Source organism: Bartonella sp. AC329YNZD (genome assembly GCF_042196685.1).
GTDB lineage: Bacteria > Pseudomonadota > Alphaproteobacteria > Rhizobiales > Rhizobiaceae > Bartonella.
Window position 1 is genome coordinate 1 of record NZ_JBHIQS010000090.1, and the last position, 962, is coordinate 962.

The following is a 962-nucleotide window of genomic DNA, read 5'->3' on the forward strand; positions in this document are numbered from 1 at the left end:
ACCTCATAGGGGGCATCGGTTGTTTCAGCAAGCCAATCGCGTAAACTAGAGCGAAAACCATGGGGGCAGGCTTCAATTTTATTTTTTCTCATGTAAAGATACATACACTTCTCAGCAAGGGGACCGCGACCTTTAGCAGAAAAAAAGAAATCATTACGAGAAAGCAAGCGCGCTTGTTTTAAAATTTCTAATGCTTCAGATGATAAAGGCACACGAAATTCTGTTGTAGCATCACGCTTTCCTTTCATATTTTCAGCAGGAATAGTCCATATATCCCCATCAATCTGGTCTTTATGAATATGACGTAAAGGATTTGTGCGAACGCCTGTCAGAATAAGCAAACGCAAAGCCAATTGTGTCATAGTTATTTTTTGACAAAGTGTTTTATAAAAAGCCGGCACATCTCTCCAATCCATTGCAGGTAAGTTTTTTATTTTATGGCGTTGTTTACCTAAGAGAGCGCGTGCTTTTTCTGTTGCCTGTAAATCAACATCCAAACCTAATGCAGCCGCATGTTTGAGACAAAGATGAAGACGATTAAGAGCTCTATAAGCAGTTCCAGCTTTTGTATGCCAAATAGGGGCAAGTGTATTGCGTATCTCTGTTTGGGTAATCTCAGAAACGGGCAGACAGCCTAATTTGGGGAGAATATGAAGGCGTAATGGTAAAAACCAACTTCCATTCTTACCATCATTTTTTAATTCAGCTTTCCGACTTTCAAAAGCATCTACAGCAATGTCTTTTAAATAATGGAGATTGCTTATTGCTTCACGCTTTTGTTTCTCACGTTCTTTAATGGGGTCACGACCCTCACGTAAAACCGAACGCCACCCAGTTGCCAATTCACGTGCTTGTTTTAAAGAGACATCTCTCAAAGCACCCAATCCCATTTCACGACGACGTCCGTGAATAGTATAACGGTAAATCCATTGAGCACCACCATCTTTACGCTTATGAAGTAA

General features: G+C 40.5%; 1 protein-coding gene. It reads right to left on the minus strand.

From position 1 onward, the window contains the following. A partial coding sequence (locus tag ACFIMW_RS09380; RefSeq protein ID WP_375608907.1) for a tyrosine-type recombinase/integrase occupies positions 1 to 962 on the minus strand: 962 nt, incomplete at both ends.